At 64.0% G+C, this 17,610-nt stretch carries 15 protein-coding genes; 8 read left to right on the top strand and 7 right to left on the bottom strand.

Annotated features, from left to right (window positions below; all coding sequences use genetic code 11):
• Positions 1–76: 76 nt before the first annotated feature.
• The 5 genes from CJO11_RS08380 to CJO11_RS13460 all read right to left on the bottom strand — a co-directional run bounded on the left by CJO11_RS08380 (position 77) and on the right by CJO11_RS13460 (position 4,021).
• Complete coding sequence (locus tag CJO11_RS08380; protein WP_095013306.1) at positions 77–661, bottom strand: carboxymuconolactone decarboxylase family protein; 585 nt, start codon at positions 659–661, stop codon at positions 77–79.
• A gap of 75 nt (positions 662–736) precedes the next feature.
• A complete protein-coding gene (locus CJO11_RS08375) occupies positions 737–1,921 on the bottom strand; it encodes an acetyl-CoA C-acyltransferase (protein ID WP_095012304.1) in 1,185 nt (394 codons plus the stop codon).
• A 60-nt stretch (positions 1,922–1,981) separates the two neighbouring features.
• Positions 1,982–2,431 (bottom strand): MaoC family dehydratase, encoded by a 450-nt coding sequence (locus CJO11_RS08370; RefSeq protein ID WP_095012303.1) that lies wholly within the window; start codon positions 2,429–2,431, stop codon positions 1,982–1,984.
• Positions 2,432–2,492: 61 nt separating this feature from the next.
• Positions 2,493–3,890 carry a DUF5935 domain-containing protein gene (locus CJO11_RS08365; RefSeq protein ID WP_095012302.1) on the bottom strand — a complete coding sequence of 466 codons (1,398 nt, stop codon included), beginning with the start codon at positions 3,888–3,890 and terminating at the stop codon, positions 2,493–2,495.
• Positions 3,887–4,021 (bottom strand): hypothetical protein, encoded by a 135-nt coding sequence (locus CJO11_RS13460; RefSeq protein WP_276270515.1) that lies wholly within the window; start codon positions 4,019–4,021, stop codon positions 3,887–3,889. The genes CJO11_RS08365 and CJO11_RS13460 overlap by 4 nt, the downstream gene beginning before the upstream one ends.
• 124 nt (positions 4,022–4,145) lie before the next feature.
• Here CJO11_RS13460 and CJO11_RS08360 point away from each other — a divergent pair, with 124 nt between their 5' ends.
• The 4 genes from CJO11_RS08360 (at position 4,146) to CJO11_RS08345 (ending at position 13,472) form a co-directional block, all read left to right on the top strand.
• Complete coding sequence (locus CJO11_RS08360; RefSeq protein ID WP_095012301.1) at positions 4,146–5,378, top strand: TIGR04063 family PEP-CTERM/XrtA system glycosyltransferase; 1,233 nt, start codon at positions 4,146–4,148, stop codon at positions 5,376–5,378.
• Positions 5,379–5,420: 42 nt separating this feature from the next.
• Complete coding sequence (locus tag CJO11_RS08355; protein WP_095012300.1) at positions 5,421–7,184, top strand: hypothetical protein; 1,764 nt, start codon at positions 5,421–5,423, stop codon at positions 7,182–7,184.
• Positions 7,185–7,375: 191 nt separating this feature from the next.
• A complete protein-coding gene (gltB, locus tag CJO11_RS08350; protein ID WP_095012299.1) occupies positions 7,376–12,016 on the top strand; it encodes a glutamate synthase large subunit in 4,641 nt (1,546 codons plus the stop codon).
• 19 nt (positions 12,017–12,035) lie between these two features.
• A complete protein-coding gene (locus tag CJO11_RS08345) occupies positions 12,036–13,472 on the top strand; it encodes a glutamate synthase subunit beta (RefSeq protein WP_095012298.1) in 1,437 nt (478 codons plus the stop codon).
• 4 nt (positions 13,473–13,476) lie between these two features.
• Here the strand turns inward: CJO11_RS08345 and CJO11_RS08340 are convergent, their stop codons facing one another.
• Positions 13,477–13,812, bottom strand: coding sequence for a TraR/DksA family transcriptional regulator (locus CJO11_RS08340; protein ID WP_095012297.1), 336 nt, complete (start codon positions 13,810–13,812; stop codon positions 13,477–13,479).
• Positions 13,813–13,920: 108 nt separating this feature from the next.
• Here CJO11_RS08340 and CJO11_RS08335 point away from each other — a divergent pair, with 108 nt between their 5' ends.
• Positions 13,921–14,727 (top strand): helix-turn-helix transcriptional regulator, encoded by an 807-nt coding sequence (locus CJO11_RS08335; protein ID WP_095012296.1) that lies wholly within the window; start codon positions 13,921–13,923, stop codon positions 14,725–14,727.
• 197 nt (positions 14,728–14,924) lie between these two features.
• On the opposite strand, the gene ung is transcribed toward CJO11_RS08335, so the two are convergent.
• A complete protein-coding gene (gene ung, locus CJO11_RS08330) occupies positions 14,925–15,617 on the bottom strand; it encodes a uracil-DNA glycosylase (protein ID WP_095012295.1) in 693 nt (230 codons plus the stop codon).
• 79 nt (positions 15,618–15,696) lie between these two features.
• Here ung and CJO11_RS08325 point away from each other — a divergent pair, with 79 nt between their 5' ends.
• Genes CJO11_RS08325 through CJO11_RS08315 form a run of 3 tightly spaced genes read left to right on the top strand, consistent with a single transcriptional unit; the run spans position 15,697 to position 17,610 of the window.
• A complete protein-coding gene (locus CJO11_RS08325) occupies positions 15,697–16,317 on the top strand; it encodes a ribonuclease D (protein ID WP_095012294.1) in 621 nt (206 codons plus the stop codon).
• Between the two features lie 28 nt (positions 16,318–16,345).
• On the top strand, positions 16,346–17,017 hold the full coding sequence (lptC, locus tag CJO11_RS08320; RefSeq protein ID WP_095012293.1) for an LPS export ABC transporter periplasmic protein LptC: 672 nt from the start codon (positions 16,346–16,348) through the stop codon (positions 17,015–17,017).
• Positions 17,014–17,610, top strand: a complete 597-nt coding sequence (locus CJO11_RS08315) for an LptA/OstA family protein (RefSeq protein WP_095012292.1) — start codon at positions 17,014–17,016, stop codon at positions 17,608–17,610. Before lptC ends, CJO11_RS08315 begins: the two co-directional genes overlap by 4 nt.

The raw sequence follows: 17,610 nt of genomic DNA, 5'->3' as shown, positions 1-17,610 counted from the left end.
CGGCCCCTTCCCGCATTCGCAGCGACATTAGGGCTGTGCGCTTGGCAGGCATAGCCCCAATGGCGCAGCCTCAGCCTCAGCGCGGAACGAGGTCGGGATCGGCGTCGTCGCCATCCTCCAACTGGACCCCGAAGCTGTTCAGCAGCATCGACACCTGCGTATATTGGCCGACGGTGAAGACGAGGTCCATCCGGCCGCGGTCGCCGAGATCGGCCAGCGCCTTCCACGTTTCTTCGGACACGAAATGGTCGGCCACCAGCTCGTCCGCCGCGCGCAGCATCGCCGCCTCAAGCGGCGTCCAACCGGAAGCATCCGGCCCGGTCTTGATCCGCTCGATTTCCTCGGGAGTGAGCCCGCAATCGAGCCCGATCCGGCGGTGCTGCGCGAACTCGTAGCCCGAGCGGCATAGCCATCCGGTGCGCAGGATCGCGATCTCGCGTTCGCGCGCGGGCAGGCTGTTGCGGCGCGAGAGGATGTAGTTGCCCCACGCGAGGAAGCCGGTTAGCGCCTTGGGCGAGCGGGCAAGCGTGCGGAAGATGTTGAGCACTCGGCCGCCGCCGACCTTGTTCGTAGGATCGGCAAATGGGGCAAGCACCGCGCGCTGCTCCTCGTCGAGCCGCTCCATGTCGAGCGGTTCGATCCGAGGAGCAGTGAGGCGCATCAGGCGACGGGCCTCGAGCAGCGAAGCGGTAGGCCCATCAGAAAACAAGCCTCAAGCAGCGAAGCGGCAGGCCCATCAAAAGACCTCGAACAAGCCTGCTGCGCCCTGGCCGCCGCCGATGCACATCGTCACCACGGCGTACTTGATTCCGCGACGCTTGCCTTCGATCAGCGCGTGGCCGGTGCAGCGCGCCCCGGTCATCCCGAACGGGTGGCCGATCGAGATCGAGCCGCCGTTGACGTTGAGCTTGTCGTTGTCGATGCCGAGCTTGTCGCGGCAGTAGAGCACCTGCACCGCGAACGCTTCATTGAGTTCCCACAGGCCGATGTCGTCCATTTTGAGGCCGAACCGGTCAAGCAGCTTCGGGATCGCATAGACCGGGCCGATGCCCATTTCGTCGGGCTCGGTACCTGCCACTGCCATGCCGACATAGCGGCCGAGCGGTTCGAGCCCGCGCTTCTCTGCGACCTTGGCTTCCATTACCACGCACGACGACGAACCGTCGCTGAGCTGGCTGGCGTTGCCGGCGGTGACGCAATGCCCTTCGCCCATCACCGGCTTGAGGCTGGCGAGCCCTTCGAGCGTGGTGTTGGGGCGGTTGCAGTCGTCGCGATCGGCAGTGACTTCGTGGAAGGAGACTTCCTTGGTCTCCTTGTCCATCACCGCCATCGTTGCGGTGCAAGGGACGATCTCGTCGTCGAACTTGCCGGCTTCCTGTGCGGCGGCGGTGCGCTGCTGCGACTGGAGCGAGTATTCGTCCTGGTATTCGCGGCTGATGTTGTAGCGCTTGGCAACCACTTCTGCGGTGCCGATCATCGGCATGTAGATGTGCGGATGCATTTCGAGCAACTCGCGATCGGGCTCGACGAACATCTTGCCGCTGCCCGAGACCTTCGAGATGCTTTCGAGGCCACCCGCAACGCAGATGTCCATGTTGTCGGTGATCACCTGCTTGGCAGCGGTCGCCACGGTCATCAGCCCCGAAGAGCACTGGCGGTCGATGGTCATCGCCGGAACGGTGACCGGCAGGCCAGCGCGCAGCGCGGCGAGGCGCGCGACGTTGCCACCGGTCGAACCCTGCTGGGCGGCGCAGCCCATCACCACGTCGTCGATTTCGCCGCCCTCTAGGCCGGCACGCTCGACAGCGGCCTTGATCGACCACGCTCCCAGCGTGGCCCCGGTGGTATTGTTGAATGCACCGCGCGCCGCCTTGGTCAGCGGGGTGCGGGCGGTGGAAACGATGACTGCGTCGCGAGACATGGGAATTGCTCCTGGTAGGGGTATTGCACCGGCCCGCTCTGGCGGGCGCAGGTCAGGATTTTAGACGAACAGCTGGGTGATCCATTCGCAGATCAGCGCAGGCTTGTCCTCGCCTTCGATCTCGATGGTAATCTCGGAAGTCTGCTGCCACTGGCCGGGCCGCTTTTCGATCATTTCGACCAGCTTCCAGTGGCCGCGAATGCGCTTGCCCGAACGGACAGGGCTGATGAACCGGGTCTTGTTGCCCCCGTAGTTCACGCCCATCTTCACGCCATCGATCCGCGGCATGTCGGAATTTGCGCCTAGATAGGGGATCATCGACAGCGTCAGGAACCCGTGGGCGATGGTGCCGCCGAATGGAGTCATCTTCGCCTTGTCGGGATCGATATGGATGAACTGGTGATCGCCGGTAGCATCGGCGAACTGGTTGATCCGGTCCTGGCTCATTTCGACCCATTCGCTGGTGCCGATCACTTCGCCGACCTTGGCCTGGATTTCCTGCGGGGTCATGCGCCTCTCCTCTCATTCGAAGCCGTGGTATGCTCGCGGCTTCATAGGCGCATGATCGGGCCTAGCGCAACGCGCCTGCACCTGCCGTTACGGCATGGCTGGCCGCACGCTCGCGACGCTGGCGCTGCATCTCGCGCAATGACATCGGTTTCTGCGAATCGGTCCGCTTGCAATAGCTCCATAGCGCGCATTGCACGCCCACCAACGTGAGGATGAACGGCTGGTAAGCGATCCCCTGGAACAGCGAGCCGAGCAGGTAGATCGCCTGCCCGAACTGAAGCGCGACCGCGAGCGGCGCTTGCCACGTTTCGCCTTCGGCCGTCCGCCCCTTCCATCGGCGCCTGATGCGTTCCATCTGCCACAGGCCCAGCGCATGGATCCACAACCACAGGATGAGGCCCGGATAGCCCTGCTCCCCAAGCATCTCGAACACCGCCGAGTGATACGCGCGCGCCTTGTCGGTGACCTGCTTGGTGGTGATCGCAACGGTGTTCCCGCTGCCCTCCTGTTCGGGCATCTTGTAGGTGAACGAGTTGCTGCGATAGGCGTCGAACCCGCCGCCCAGCGGATGCTGGTTGGCATATTGCAGGGTCCATTGCCACACCGCCACGCGGGTCGAGGCCGACTGATCCTGGTTGTGATCTTCGATCGTGCCCATGCGAGCCCAGTAGCTTTGCGGCACGAATGGGAGCGCCGCGACCCCAAGCAGGCCGGCTGCGAAAATGTACACGAACCGCCGCTTTGCATCGCGCAGCATCAGCACGCCCAGCAATGCAATGCACAACAGGCCGGTGCGGGCCTCGGTGCCGATCGGCATCAGCAGGCAGGCAAAGATCAGTGCGAACGCGAAAGTCTTCACGCGCCAGTCGGGTTTGAAGATCGTGCCATGCTTGGTGAACCACAGGATCGTCGGGATCAGCGCGATCGCCACCGTGGCGATGGTCGAACTCTCGTACATCCCGGTGTTGTCGTTCACGAACAGATAGAGCACCCCGTAGCCGCCGCCGCCGGTAGCGGTCTTGATTCCGCCGTCGATAATGATCGCTCCAGCGGTCAGCACCATCGTCAGCAGCACGGCCTCGAAGCGTAGCCGGGTGGTGAGCGTAAGCGGCACGAAGATCGCGAACAGCAGCGCCTTCCAGACCCAGTCCCACTTCGCCATTGCATTGAGCGGAAAGTCCGCGTGCATCGTGGTAAATGCGCAATAAGCCAGCAGCGCGACTAGCAACCATTGGCGGAACGCAAAGCGCGCGCCCTTCTTGTTGTCGATCAGCAGCCAGCCGCCAAAGGCCGCGCAAAAGGCGATCAGCGAAACCGGCAGGGCTGCAACCAGGCGATAGCCGATGTCCTGCGGGATCAGGGTGTCGATGTAGATATACAGCAGCACCCAGACGAATGGACGCCGGAGCCCCAGCACCAGCAAGCCGACTATGAACAGGAACAGCGCGAGATCGATCACGGCGCGTCGCTCTCGCTGGCGGGGTTTGCGGGCGGGTCAGGGTCGCGGTCGAGATCGTCGCGCGCCATCAGCCGCAGCGCCATCAGCAGCAACAGCGCGTGCGTCAGAGCGAGGGCGAACAGGTCGATCATGCGGTCCTCTGCGGCCCTTGGCGTTGCTGTGCGGCGACCGGGGCGGATCCCGGGCCATCTTGCAGCGATTTAGCAGCACGCGGTTAGCGGCGCGTTAAGCCTATCGTGCGACAAACGTAGACCTATGACCCGCGTGCTGCATGTACTTGACCATTCGCTGCCGCTCCACAGCGGCTATACCTTCCGCACGCGGGCGATCATGACCGCCCAGGCGGCAAGCGGGCTCGACGTGCGCGGGATCACCGGGCTGCGACACCTGGCCGATGGTCCGGCCGCTGAAGTGGCCGACGGGTTGCTGTTTCATCGCACCGCCGGAACCGCGAGCGGGCCCGCGGGGGTGCGTGAATGGCGCGAAGTTGCGCGCCTGTCCGACGCGATCATGGAAGTCGGGCGAGACTGGCGGCCCGACGTACTCCATGCCCATTCGCCAGCGCTATGCGGGCTCGCCGCAGTGCGTGCGGGACGTGCGCTGGGAATCCCTGTGGTTTACGAGATCCGCGCGTTCTGGGAAGATGCCGCAGTCGGCAACGGCACCGGCCGGGCCGGCTCGGTCAAGTATCGGCTCACCCGCGCGCTCGAAAACCGCGTGGTGGGAGAGGCCGATTCGGTGTTCACCATTTGCAACGGGCTACGCGATGACCTGGTCGCGCGGGGTTTCGATGGCGGACGCATCGGAATCTCACCCAACGGGGTGGATATGGGTCTCTTCGGCGATCCGCCGCCGCGCGACGATGGGCTGGGTGCTGAGCTCGGCATTCCCGCCGATGCTCCGGTGATCGGGTTTATCGGCAGTTTTTACGACTACGAAGGTCTCGACGATCTGATCTCGGCGATGCCTCGCCTGATCGATCGGCATCCGGGCGCGCGCCTGCTGCTGGTCGGCGGCGGACCAATGGGCGATGCGCTTCGCGCACAGGCCGCAAGCTCACCCGCATCGGATACGATCGTCTTTACCGGTCGTGTGCCGCACGCCGAAGTCGAACGATATTACTCGCTGATCGACGTGCTCGCCTATCCGCGCAAGGCCAGCCGGCTGACCGAACTGGTCACGCCGCTCAAACCGCTCGAGGCGATGGCCCAGGGGCGGATCGTCGCCGCGAGCGATGTTGGCGGACACCGTGAGCTTATAGCTAACGGATTGACCGGATCGCTGTTTACTCCCGATGACCCTGCCGCTTGCGCCGACGCGCTCGCCGATTTGATCGATTCGCAGTCAGGGTGGCCGTGCCAGCGAGCCCGCGCTCGCGCCGAGGTCGCGGCCAATCACGATTGGGCGCTGAACGTTCATCGTTATCAAGTCGTTTACCATCACCTGATAAGCCAAGCCTCTGGAATCGGGCTGAGTGCCGTCGCGTGAGAAGCGACTACATAGGATGCCTGCAACGAATGGGGTAACCAGGTGAAGCGCACCAGCAAGACAGATGCGACGCCCAAAGCGCCGGTCAGCGCGCATCCCGCGTTTCCCGCGATCGTCGCGTTGTGGTTTGCTGCGCTGTTCGGAATCGGCAGCATGGTGCTGCCTGCACCGCTGCTCGACAAGCTTGTAACGGTAACCCGGATTTCGCATGTCTTTGCGAGCGCCACTCCGCCACTTGGCGCGACAGCGCGCATTGTGATCGCGCTGGTCGCTTGCGGATTAGGGGTGGTGGCCGGCATCGCCATCGCCCGCAAGGTCGTCGCCGCTCAGGGCACCAGCCATCCGGCTCCACGCCGTGCACCGAAGTCCCGAAAAGAGGCTGCCTCGACTCCCGCAAAACGTCCAATCAGCGCTCACGAGGAACTCGGCGAGGAAGGTCTCGACGCGCCGATCGAAGAGGCTCGCGAACCTATAGCTGGCCGCCGCCGCGCGTTGTCGCTCAGCGACGAGAGCGCGCGCAGCGAGTTCCTCGATCACGCGCCTCTCCCGGGCTCATCGCCTGTCAGCGATACGCCGCCGAGCGAAGACGATACACTGGACCTTGCAGCGTTCGATTCCGCGCCGGGCGCCGTGCCAACTCGGAACGATGCCGGCTATGCAGCGTCCGATACGGGCCGCCGTGCGGCATTTCCGGAGCCCGAGCCGTTTGGTACCTCGACCATGAGTCGCCGGCCCGAACCTGCCGGTGACCGTGCACCTTTCGCCCAGCCCGAACAGGCAGCCGTCCAGTCTGCCGCCGACGCTCCGTTTTCTGCGCCGCAGCCGCTGGACGAAGCTCAATCGACCCAGCCGACAGGTCCCACGATTATGACCGAAATTCCTTCAGCGGCGCCGTTTGCCGCTCCGCCTGCCGCTGCACCCGCGCCGCAAGAATTCGTGCCAACCGAGCCGGAGAATATCGACCGACCGTTGGCCGAATTGTCGATTTCAGGGCTTGTGACCCGTTTTGCGCGTGCGCTCGAGCAACACCGGATGGCTGCGGTGACGGTTCCGCCGATAGCCGCAAACACCGACCACGGCGAAGCGATCGCTTTCACGATGCCGCCTCTCCGCCAGGCAGAACCGGACGGATCCACCGTTTCCGCGCCGTTCGCCGCCCCGGAAGCCGAAAATGCAGCTGCACCTGTGGCCTCCGTCGAAGCGCCGTCACCGTATGTTCCGGAGGCGCTGCGCCCGCTGACGATCGACGAAACCAACGATGATGACACGCTGCCCGATCTCGATCTCAGCGCAACGTTCGCACGCGGACCCGTCGTAAGTCATGACACTGCCGTAGCTGCAGCGTCATCGCGTTTTGGAGAGATACCCTCCACACTGCTGTCGATGCAGCAATTCGACATGACCGGCGAGGGCGAAGACGGCGAAGAAGAGGCCGATGACAGCGGCTACACTTCGCTTCTGGCGATGAAGAGCCCGTTCAACCCTGCGCACGAGACGGTGCGCATCGAGGACGAGCCAGAGGATGGCGCTGCGGTCGAGCCGATCGTGGTGTTCCCTGGCCAAGGGACACGCCAGGCAGGACCGACGCCCGATAGCCAGCCACGCGATATCGGGCAGGCATCTGTCCGGCCCGCCGGTTTCCGCCCGTTCGACGCCCCCGAGGACCGCATCGCGGCGGCCGAGCAGGCGATCGAGCAGGCGGCCGATATTCCTGCGGCATCGGCACCTCGGGTGGATTCGGCCGAGACCGAAAAGCGACTGCGTGAAGCGTTGGAAAAGCTCCAGAAAATGAGCGGCGCTGCCTGATTGATGCCGTGATCGACTAAAGCCCGGCTTTAGCCGCTCCAAAACCCTTCGCGGTTGCAAAAAACCGATCCTGTCTGCATGGAGCAGACTTGCGATAACTTTGCTGCGCAAAATTGCGCTGCGAGTCGCGCTTCATTGCCGCGAACGCTGCCTCCGGTGGTGCTCACGGCGCATGACAGGACTGGAATTGAATGGGCTACCCGCCGCCTCAGGGCCTCTACGATCCGCGCAACGAGCACGACGCCTGCGGCGTCGGCATGCTGGCCCACATCAAGGGCAAGAAAACGCACGAGATCGTCACCCGGGCGCTGGAGATCCTCGCCAATCTCGACCATCGCGGAGCGGTAGGCGCTGACCCGCTGCTGGGCGATGGCGCGGGGATCCTGATCCAGATTCCCGATCCGATCTTCCGCAAGTGGGCTGAGGCTGAGCGCCACGACCTGCCGTCCGAGGGCGAATACGCCGTGGCCATGTGCATGATGCCGCAGGGCGAAGCGGCCCGCGAATTCGTGCGTGAGAGCTTCGAGAAATTCGTCGCCAAGGAAGGCCAGCGGCTGGTCGGTTGGCGCGATGTCCCGGTCACGCTCGATGGCCTGGGCGAAGCGGTGGTCGCTTCGATGCCCGTCATGCGCCAATGTGTGATTGCGCGCGGAGACAATTGCGCCGACCAGGACGCATTCGAGCGCAAGCTGATCGTGATCCGCAAGCAGGTACAGAACCCGCTCAAGAAGCTGGAGGTCAAACACGACCTGCCCGGCCTGTCCGAGCTTTACATCCCGAGCTTCTCGAGCCGCACGATAGTCTACAAAGGGCTGTTGCTCGCGACGCAGGTCGACAGTTTCTACGACGACCTGCGCGACGAAGACTGCGTTTCGGCGCTTGGGCTGGTCCACCAGCGTTTTTCGACCAACACGTTCCCCAGCTGGCGACTGGCGCACCCCTATCGTTTCATGGCGCACAACGGGGAGATCAACACCGTTCGCGGCAACGTGAACTGGATGAACGCCCGCCGCCGGACGATGGAATCGCCGCTGCTCGGCGCTGACCTCGACAAGTTGTGGCCGATCGTCCCGCACGGGCAGAGCGACACCGCGTGCCTCGATAACGCGCTCGAACTGCTGCTGCTGGGCGGGTATTCGCTTGCCCATGCGATGATGATGCTGATTCCCGAAGCGTGGGCCAAGAACCCGCTGATGGATCCGGCCCGCCGCGCGTTTTACGAATATCATGCAGCGCTGATGGAGCCGTGGGACGGCCCGGCGGCGGTGTGCTTCACCGACGGTCGCCAGATCGGCGCGACGCTTGACCGCAACGGCCTGCGCCCCGCGCGCTATTGCGTGACCAGGGACGATTACATCTGCCTCGCTTCGGAAAGCGGCGTGCTGCCGTTTGCGGAGGAGGATATCGTTCGCAAATGGCGCTTACAGCCGGGCAAGATGTTGCTGGTCGATCTCGAGCAAGGCCGGATCGTCGAGGACGAGGAGCTGAAAGCCCAGCTTGCAGCCGACGAACCGTACGCCGAATGGCTCGACGCAGCGCAATACAAGCTCGCCGACCTCGACCATATCGAGCCCGAGCTCTCGGCGGTGCCAGAAGATGCCAGCGACCTGCTCCAGCGCCAGCAGGTGTTCGGCTATACGCAGGAAGACGTCTCGCGTTTCCTCGAGCCGATGGCCGCCAATGGCGACGATCCGATCGGCTCGATGGGCACCGACACCCCGCTCGCGGTGCTGTCGGACAAGCCGCGCTTGCTCTACGACTATTTCAAGCAGAACTTCGCACAAGTCACCAATCCGCCGATCGATCCGATCCGCGAAGAGCTGGTGATGAGCCTGCTGTCGATGATCGGCCCGCGCCCCAACCTGCTCGGCCACGAAGCGGGCACGCACAAGCGGCTCGAGGTCGAGCAGCCGATCCTGACAAACAAGGATCTTGCCAAGATCCGCTCGGTCGAGGCGGCGCTCGATGGCGCATTCCGTTGTTCGACGATCGACATCACCTGGGATGCCGCCTCCGGGGTCGAAGGGATCGAGCTGGCGATCAAGGAAATGTGCTGGGCGGCAACCGAAGCGGTGCTGGCCGACCAGAACATCCTTGTGCTGTCAGACCGGGCGCAAGGGCCTGACCGGATCCCGATGCCCGCGTTGCTGGCGACATCGGCGGTGCACCACCATCTCGTGCGGCAGGGCCTCAGGATGCAGACCGGGCTGGTGATCGAGACCGGCGAAGCACGCGAAGTGCATCATTTCTGCGCGCTCGCGGGCTATGGTGCGGAAGCGATCAACCCCTACGTGGCGTTCGAAACGCTCGAACAAATTCGCAGCGACAAGCTGCCCAACCTTGACCCTGCCGAAGTCCAGAAGAATTACATCAAGGGCGTCAATAAGGGGATGCTCAAGGTCATGTCCAAAATGGGCATTTCGACCTACCAATCGTATTGCGGCGCGCAGATTTTCGATGCCGTCGGCCTGTCGAGCGAGTTCATCGACAACTACTTCGCGCGCACCGCGACGACGATCGAGGGCGTCGGGATCAAGGAGATTGCCAGCGAAGCGGTGCGCCGTCATGCGATCGCCTATGGCCATAACCCGATCTACGAAAACATGCTCGATGTCGGCGGGATCTACCAGTTCCGCCTGCGCGGCGAAGACCACGCCTGGACGCCGACCAGTGTGGCGGACCTCCAGCACGCAGTGCGCGGCAATTCGCAGGAACGCTACGATGCGTTCGCGAAGTCGATCAACGACCAGAACGAACGGCTGCTGACGATCCGCGGGCTGATGGAACTCAAGCAGGCTGACGAGCCGCTGCCGCTCGACGAGGTCGAACCGGCGAGCGAGATCGTCAAGCGCTTCGCCACCGGGGCGATGAGCTACGGCTCGATCAGCTGGGAAGCGCACACCACGCTGGCACTCGCGATGAACCGGATCGGCGGCAAGTCGAACACCGGCGAAGGCGGCGAAGATCCGAGCCGCTTCAAACCGCTAGATGACGGAGAATCGATGCGTTCGGCGATCAAGCAGGTCGCCAGCGGGCGGTTCGGGGTAACCGCTGAATACCTCGTCAATTCGGACGATATCCAGATCAAGATGGCGCAAGGCGCGAAGCCTGGCGAAGGCGGCCAGCTGCCCGGTCACAAGGTCGACAAGATCATCGGCAAGACCCGTCACGCCACACCGGGGGTCGGCCTGATCAGCCCGCCGCCGCACCACGACATCTATTCGATCGAAGACCTCGCGCAGCTGATCCACGACCTCAAGAACGTGAACGGGGACGCGCGGATCTCGGTCAAGCTGGTGAGCGAAGTCGGTGTCGGCACCGTCGCGGCGGGAGTGTCCAAGTGCAAGGCGGACCATGTAACCATCGCGGGTTACGATGGCGGCACCGGTGCATCTCCGCTGACAAGCCTGACTCACGCTGGATCCCCATGGGAAATCGGCCTTGCCGAGACCCAGCAGACGCTGTTGCTCAACGATTTGCGCACCCGCATTGCGGTGCAAGTCGATGGCGGTCTCAGGACCGGGCGCGACGTGGCGATCGGCGCGCTGCTCGGAGCGGACGAATTCGGTTTCGCCACCGCGCCGTTGATCGCAGCCGGCTGCATCATGATGCGCAAGTGCCATCTCAACACCTGCCCGGTGGGCGTGGCGACGCAAGACCCGGTGCTGCGCAAGCGGTTTGTCGGCACGCCCGAACACGTGATCAACTACTTCTTCTTCGTCGCCGAAGAGCTTCGCCAGATCATGGCCGAGATGGGCTTCCGCACCGTCAGCGAAATGGTCGGGCGGGTCGACCGCCTGGATATGCATCGCGCGCTGCGCCACTGGAAGGCGCACGGGGTCGACCTCAGCAGGATCCTCAAGCAGGTCGTGCCCGCCACTGCAGATGCGCTCGCGTGGAGCGAAACGCAGGATCACAAGCTCGACGAGGCGCTCGATCGCAAGCTGATCGAACTGTGCCAGCCGGCGCTCGACAAGAACCAGACGGTGGTGGCCGACCTTGCGATTCGCAACGTCAACCGGTCGGTCGGCGCGATGCTTTCGGGCCATATCGCCAAGGCAAAAGGCCATGCGGGCCTCGCCCAGGATCAGGTGCGGCTGAATTTCACTGGGGTTGCCGGGCAGAGCTTCGGCGCGTGGCTCGCGCACGGGGTTACGCTCGACCTGACCGGCGATGCCAACGACTATGTCGGCAAGGGGCTGTCGGGCGGGCGGATCGTCGTTCGCCAGCCGGAGAGCGTTGATCGCAATCCGGGCGAGAACATCATTGTGGGCAACACCGTGCTCTACGGCGCGATTGCGGGCGAAGCATTCTTCAACGGCGTCGCTGGCGAGCGGTTTGCGGTGCGCAACTCGGGCGCTGTCGCGGTTTCGGAAGGCTGTGGGGATCACGGTTGCGAATACATGACCGGTGGGGTCGTCTGCGTGCTTGGCAAGACCGGGCGCAACTTTGCCGCGGGGATGAGCGGCGGCATCGCCTATGTCTATGACGAGAGCGGCAATTTCGCGCAGCTGTGCAACCAGGCACAGGTCGATCTTGAGCGCATCAACCCCGAGCGTGACGCAGAGGACGGCACCGGCCGTCCGCAGCAACGCCCGCGCAATGTCGAGGACATGGGACTGGGCGATCCGCTGCGCCACGATGCCGAGCGGCTGCGGATCCTGGTCGAGCGGCACAAGTTGCACACCGGCAGTGCGAAAGCTGCGGCGATCCTCGACGACTGGGACAACTCGCTTGGCAAGTTCGTCAAGGTGATGCCGCGCGACTACGCCCGCGCGCTCAAGCAGCTCGAAGCCGAGCGCGAGGAAGCCGCGATGGAAGCGGCGGAATAAGGGTCAGCGAGAGAACGAAATGGGCAAGGAAACTGGCTTCCTCGAACACGCGCGCCAGGATCGCACTTATGCCGATCCGGCCGAGCGGCTGCAGCACTACAAGGAATTCGTGATTCCGCACGCCGAGCCGGACCTGCGGCTGCAGGCGGCGCGGTGCATGAACTGCGGGATTCCGTATTGTCACAACGGCTGTCCGGTGAACAACCTGATCCCGGACTGGAACCACCTGACCTACGAGGGCGATTGGCGGAACGCACTCGAAGTGCTGCATTCGACTAACAACTTCCCCGAATTCACCGGGCGCATCTGCCCCGCGCCGTGCGAAGCGAGCTGCACGCTCAACATCACTGACGAGCCGGTGACCATCAAGAGCATCGAATGCGCGATCGTCGATCGTGGATGGCAGGAAGGCTGGATCACGCCGCAAGTGCCCGAGCGCAAGACAGGCAAGTCGGTCGCGGTGGTCGGCTCGGGCCCGGCCGGGCTCGCCTGCGCGCAGCAGCTGGCACGGGCGGGCCATTCGGTCACGGTGTTCGAAAAGAGCGACCGGGTCGGCGGGTTGCTGCGTTACGGCATTCCCGACTTCAAGATGGAAAAGCATCTCATCAACCGCCGCGCGGTGCAGATGGAGGCCGAAGGCGTCAGCTTCCGGACCAGCACCGAAGTAGGGGTCGACGTATCGTTCAAGTCGCTGAAGGAGAACTTCGATGCAGTGGTTCTGGCGGGCGGGGCGGAAGATGCACGGCCGTTAGCGATCCCGGGTGCAGAGCTGCCCGGAGTGCGGCTGGCGATGGAGTTCCTGACCCAGCAGAACAAGCGCAACGCGGGCGACGACGAAGTGCGCGCCGCTCCGCGCGGCTCGCTCACCGCTACCGGCAAGAAAGTGGTCGTGATCGGCGGTGGCGATACCGGCAGCGACTGTGTCGGCACGTCCAACCGACAGGGCGCGGAAAGCGTCGTCCAGCTGGAAATCATGCCGCAGCCGCCCGAAAAAGAAGACAAGCTGCTGACCTGGCCGGACTGGCCGCTCAAGCTGCGCACTTCCTCGAGCCACGAGGAAGGTGTCGCGCGCGACTGGTCGGTGCTGACCAAGCGTGTGATCGGTCAAGGCGATACCGTGACCGGGCTCGAATGCGTGCGCATCGAATGGAATGGCGGGAAAATGGAGGAAGTCGCCGGTAGCGAATTCACCATTCCGGCAGACCTGATCTTGCTGGCGATGGGTTTCCTCGGCCCGAAGAAGGCGGGGCTGCTAGAGCAGGCGGGCGTCGAATACAACCCGCGCGGCAATGTCGCTGCAAATACGCGGGATTATGCCACCAGCGAGCAGGGCGTGTTTGCTTGCGGCGACATGCGCCGCGGCCAGAGCCTGGTGGTCTGGGCGATCCGCGAAGGCCGTCAGGCGGCGCGCGCGGTCGACGAAGCGTTGATGGGCGCGAGCGAACTGCCGCGCTAAGCGGTCAATTCCCGCCTCCTGCACACGCCACGCAGGTCGCTACGCTTGGATCGTGGGCGAGCCGTCTTTCGGCGATCTCGTTTCCGCACGTAACGCACCAGCCCCATTCGCCCTCGTTGAGACGGATGAGCGCGGCTTCGATCCGCACGGCTTCGGACTTGCGGCGGCGATCCTGCGCTTGGGCCATCGCCTGTTGCTGCATCGCGTCCATCCGCGAAAGCCGCCCGACGCTGTCTTGTTGCAGCGTCACGGGCGCTCGCCCTTCCGCGCTGATGCGCGCCTCCTGCGCCAGCTGTTCGCGGCGGGCAAGCAAGGCAGCGCGGGCTTCGTCTTCCGTCATCGACACGAGCCTACACGCCCGATCAATGGCAGCAAGACCCGAGGGCGCTGATAACCTTTTGCTATCCTTGTCTGGCAACCGTCCGGATTGCCCTCTGCCCTCATTTGGGTGCATAGTGCGCAGACAAACGAGGTCGCCGATCTGCCGCTTCTGGAGGACAAGATGGCGAACGGGGAAGACGACGGCTTCTGGCCGCTCATCGAACGCATCAAATCCGGCGCAACGACCGAGGAGGTGCGCGCGCGCGCGCTCGACGCGTTTCGCAGCCTCGGGTTTGGCGCAGCCTACTTCCTTGCGCCAGTCGTTTCCGATCCTCGTATCGGTCGTTACATGGTCAACTGCGGTTTTCCGATCGAATGGGAAGATGCCTATCGCGCGGGCGACTATCTCAACGATCCTTTGCCGAGCATCGCGATCACGCGGCGCGGAGCATTCAAGTGGCATGACGAGCTTGGCGACGCGAAGCTTCGGGCGTACGAACGCGATTACATGACGCGAAGCGCAGGGCACGGGTTCGAACGAGGCATCGCAGTGCCGTGTTTCGGACCGTTCGCGCGCTGCGGGTTTATCGGTGTCGGGCTGCCATTCGAGGGTGCGCAGTTCGATATTTCGACGATGCTCAAGGTCGAGACGTCTGCGCGGGTTGCTTATCAGCGCTACCTGCGCCTGTCCGATCCATTCCCCGGGAACATGCCCAAGTTGTCGGGTCGGGAGACCGAGGTTCTCAACCTCCTGGCCCAAGGGAAGAGCAATGCGGTGATCGCGCAATTGCTCGATATCGCCGCGAGTTCGGTCGATGTCTACGTCAAGCGGATCTTTGCCAAGCTGGGCGTGGCCGACCGCACCTCGGCAGCGGTCCAGGCACTCGCACTTGGACTGGTCGTCACCGGCAAGCACCCGGGCCGCCCGCACTGAGTGCTGCGCTGCGACGGTTGCACCGCACGCGATGTCGGTCAATTGGATGACATGATTGTTGCAGTTGCATCCCCTAGGGCACTGGCAACTGCCCTTCGGGCCGCACTGCGGGCAGACGGTGCGTCGTGTGTTTCTCCCCAATTCGGCACGACGCACCGGACCCGCTACCGGCAATCCTGACTGTCTGGGCCTGGCGGCTAGTGCGCGGGATCCCAGTCGATCGCACCGCGCCCGGCTTGTTCGAGAAATGCATTCGTGCGGCTGAACGGTTTCGATCCGAAAAACCCCCTATAGGCCGATAGCGGGCTCGGGTGCGGGCTACGGATGACCAGGTGCGGGGAATCGCCCTGCAATTCCGGGATCCGCGCTGCCTTGGCCTGGGCATGGCTGCCCCACAGGACGAAGACGGTGGGGTCGCTGCGCTTCGCAACCGCCGCCACGCAGGCATCGGTAATTGCGTCCCAGCCGCGCCCGGCGTGACTGCCCGCCTTCCCGCCTTCTACGGTCAGGCTGTTGTTGAGCAGCAAGACCCCGCGCCGCGCCCATGCGGAAAGGTCGCCGTAATCGGGCGGGGCGATTCCGAGATCGCTTTCGAGTTCCTTGTAGATGTTCACGAGGCTTGGCGGCACCTGTACGCCGTCCGGAACGGCAAAGCACAGCCCCATCGCCTGGCCCGGCCCATGATACGGGTCCTGCCCGAGGATCACGACCTTGACCTTGTCCAGCGGCGTCAGTTCGAGCGCCCGCAACCTGCTGCCGCGCGGCGGGTAGATCGCTTTGCCTGCGGCTTCTTCCGCTCGCAGCCAGCCGCCCAACCGCCGCGCTTCCGGCGTTGCGAGCACCGGCTCGAGAGCGGCTTGCCAACTGTCAGGGATCTCTTCGCTCGCCATGTCCGTTCGCTACGCCCCGACGAACTGGCTCGCCAGCGCCTCTTCCCCTCTATCCCCAATCGCCCTAAGGACATCGACGATGACAGTGCATTTCCATGAAGAAGACCTGCCCGCCGGGGTTTTGGCCGGAAGCGGGCCGATCGCAGTCGATACAGAGACGATGGGCCTGGTGACTCACCGCGACCGGCTTTGCGTGGTGCAGTTGAGCGATGGCAGCGGCGATGAGCATCTTGTGCGTTTCAAGGTCGGCAGTGCGTACGATGCGCCTAACCTGAAGGCGCTGCTGGGCGATCCCGCAAGGCTCAAGCTCTATCACTTCGCCCGATTCGATCTTGCAGCGATCGAATACTATCTTGGCGTCATGGCAGCGCCGGTGTTCTGCACCAAGATCGCCAGCAAGCTGACCCGGACCTATACCGATCGGCACGGCCTCAAGAACATCGTCACCGAGCTGCTCGGCGGCGAAATTTCCAAGCAGCAGCAATCGAGCGACTGGGGCGCGCCCGAACTGAGCGAAGCGCAGCGCGACTACGCGGCATCCGATGTGCGCTACCTCCACGCCTTGCGCGACGTCCTCGCCGAACGCCTCGATCGCGAAGGGCGCAGTGAGATCGCCCAGGCGTGCTTCGACTTCCTGCCGACCCGGGCGCGGCTCGACATTGCCGGTTGGGCGGACAAGGACATCTTCAGTCACGAATGAGGGGCGCACTACCCGGAGTGCGGGACGGATGACAGTCGAAGAGCAGATCGAGACCGACGAGGCCAAGCGGCTGCGCAACGCGCGCCAGCACTTCGCCGCGCCCGGTGGATCGCACGATCGGCTAGTGACTTTTCTGGGCAAGGCGCTCCCTATGGCGGTGGGCATGGTGGCGGCGCTGATGGTTATCACGCCGCTCAGCCCGCGTGGCGAAGTCAGCTTCCTGCTCGACAAGAACAAGGTTGCGATGATCAACGAGCGGTTGCGGCTCAGCAACGCGATGTATCGCGGGCAGGACAATCGCGGGCGGCCGTTTTCGCTTACTGCCGCGAGTGCAGTGCAGCGTTCGAGCGAAGAAGGCATCGTGCGGATGAGCCAGATCGTCGGACGCATCTTGCTGACGGACGGTCCAGCGCAGATTTCCGCGCCCGCCGGGCAATACGATATCCGCAGCGAAGTCGTCACCGTGGACGGTGCTATCCGGGTGTTCGCAGCCGATGGCTACAAGCTCGTCGCGAGCGGGGTCTCGCTCAACCTGCCCGAGCGAATCCTGGTCGGCAACGACGGGGTCTCGGGCGAAGTTCCCGCCGGGACTTTTTCGGCGGACCGCCTCATCGCCAACCTCGCCGAACGCACGATCACGCTCGACGGCAATGCGCGCCTGCGCATGATTCCCGGCAAACTCGAGGTGCCAACACCATGAACGACCGTATTTCCCCGCACCTGCTAACCGCCGCACGCCACGCTACGCTGGGATTCGTGCTTACTTGCGTGGCGATGGCCGGCATCCAGGCCGGTGCGCAAGCGATCGCCGGACATAATTCGGATGCCCCGGTGAACTATGCGGCCGACCGGATCGAACTGCAGGACAAGCAGAACCGCGTGCTGCTGACCGGCAATGTCGACATCACCCAGGCCGGGCTCGAGCTGCACGCAGCGCGCACGATCATCAACTATACCAATCAGGGATCGCTCAAGATCCAGCGGATCATGGCAACTGGCGGGGTTACCGTGAGGCGTGGCAATGAGCGGGCCAGTGGCGATGTCGCAGTATACGATTTCGATCGGCAGATCATCACGATGGCCGGCGGAGTCCAGCTCAATCGGGGAAGCGATGCACTGAGCGGCGGGCGGCTGGTAATCGATCTGAGGAGCGGGGTTTCGAGTGTCGATGGTAATGCCAGCGGTTCGGCGCCGGTCGGCGGCGGAAATACTTCTACAGATGGCGGGCGGGTGACCGGATCGTTTTCGGTCCCGAAAAGCAAGACGAGCGACAACTCGACCGAGCATCAATAG

Source organism: Tsuneonella mangrovi, from assembly GCF_002269345.1.
In the GTDB taxonomy this organism is placed as follows: Bacteria; Pseudomonadota; Alphaproteobacteria; order Sphingomonadales; family Sphingomonadaceae; genus Tsuneonella; species Tsuneonella mangrovi.
The sequence above is the reverse complement of the archived record's forward strand: the minus strand, read 5'-3'. Positions and strand labels throughout refer to the sequence as shown.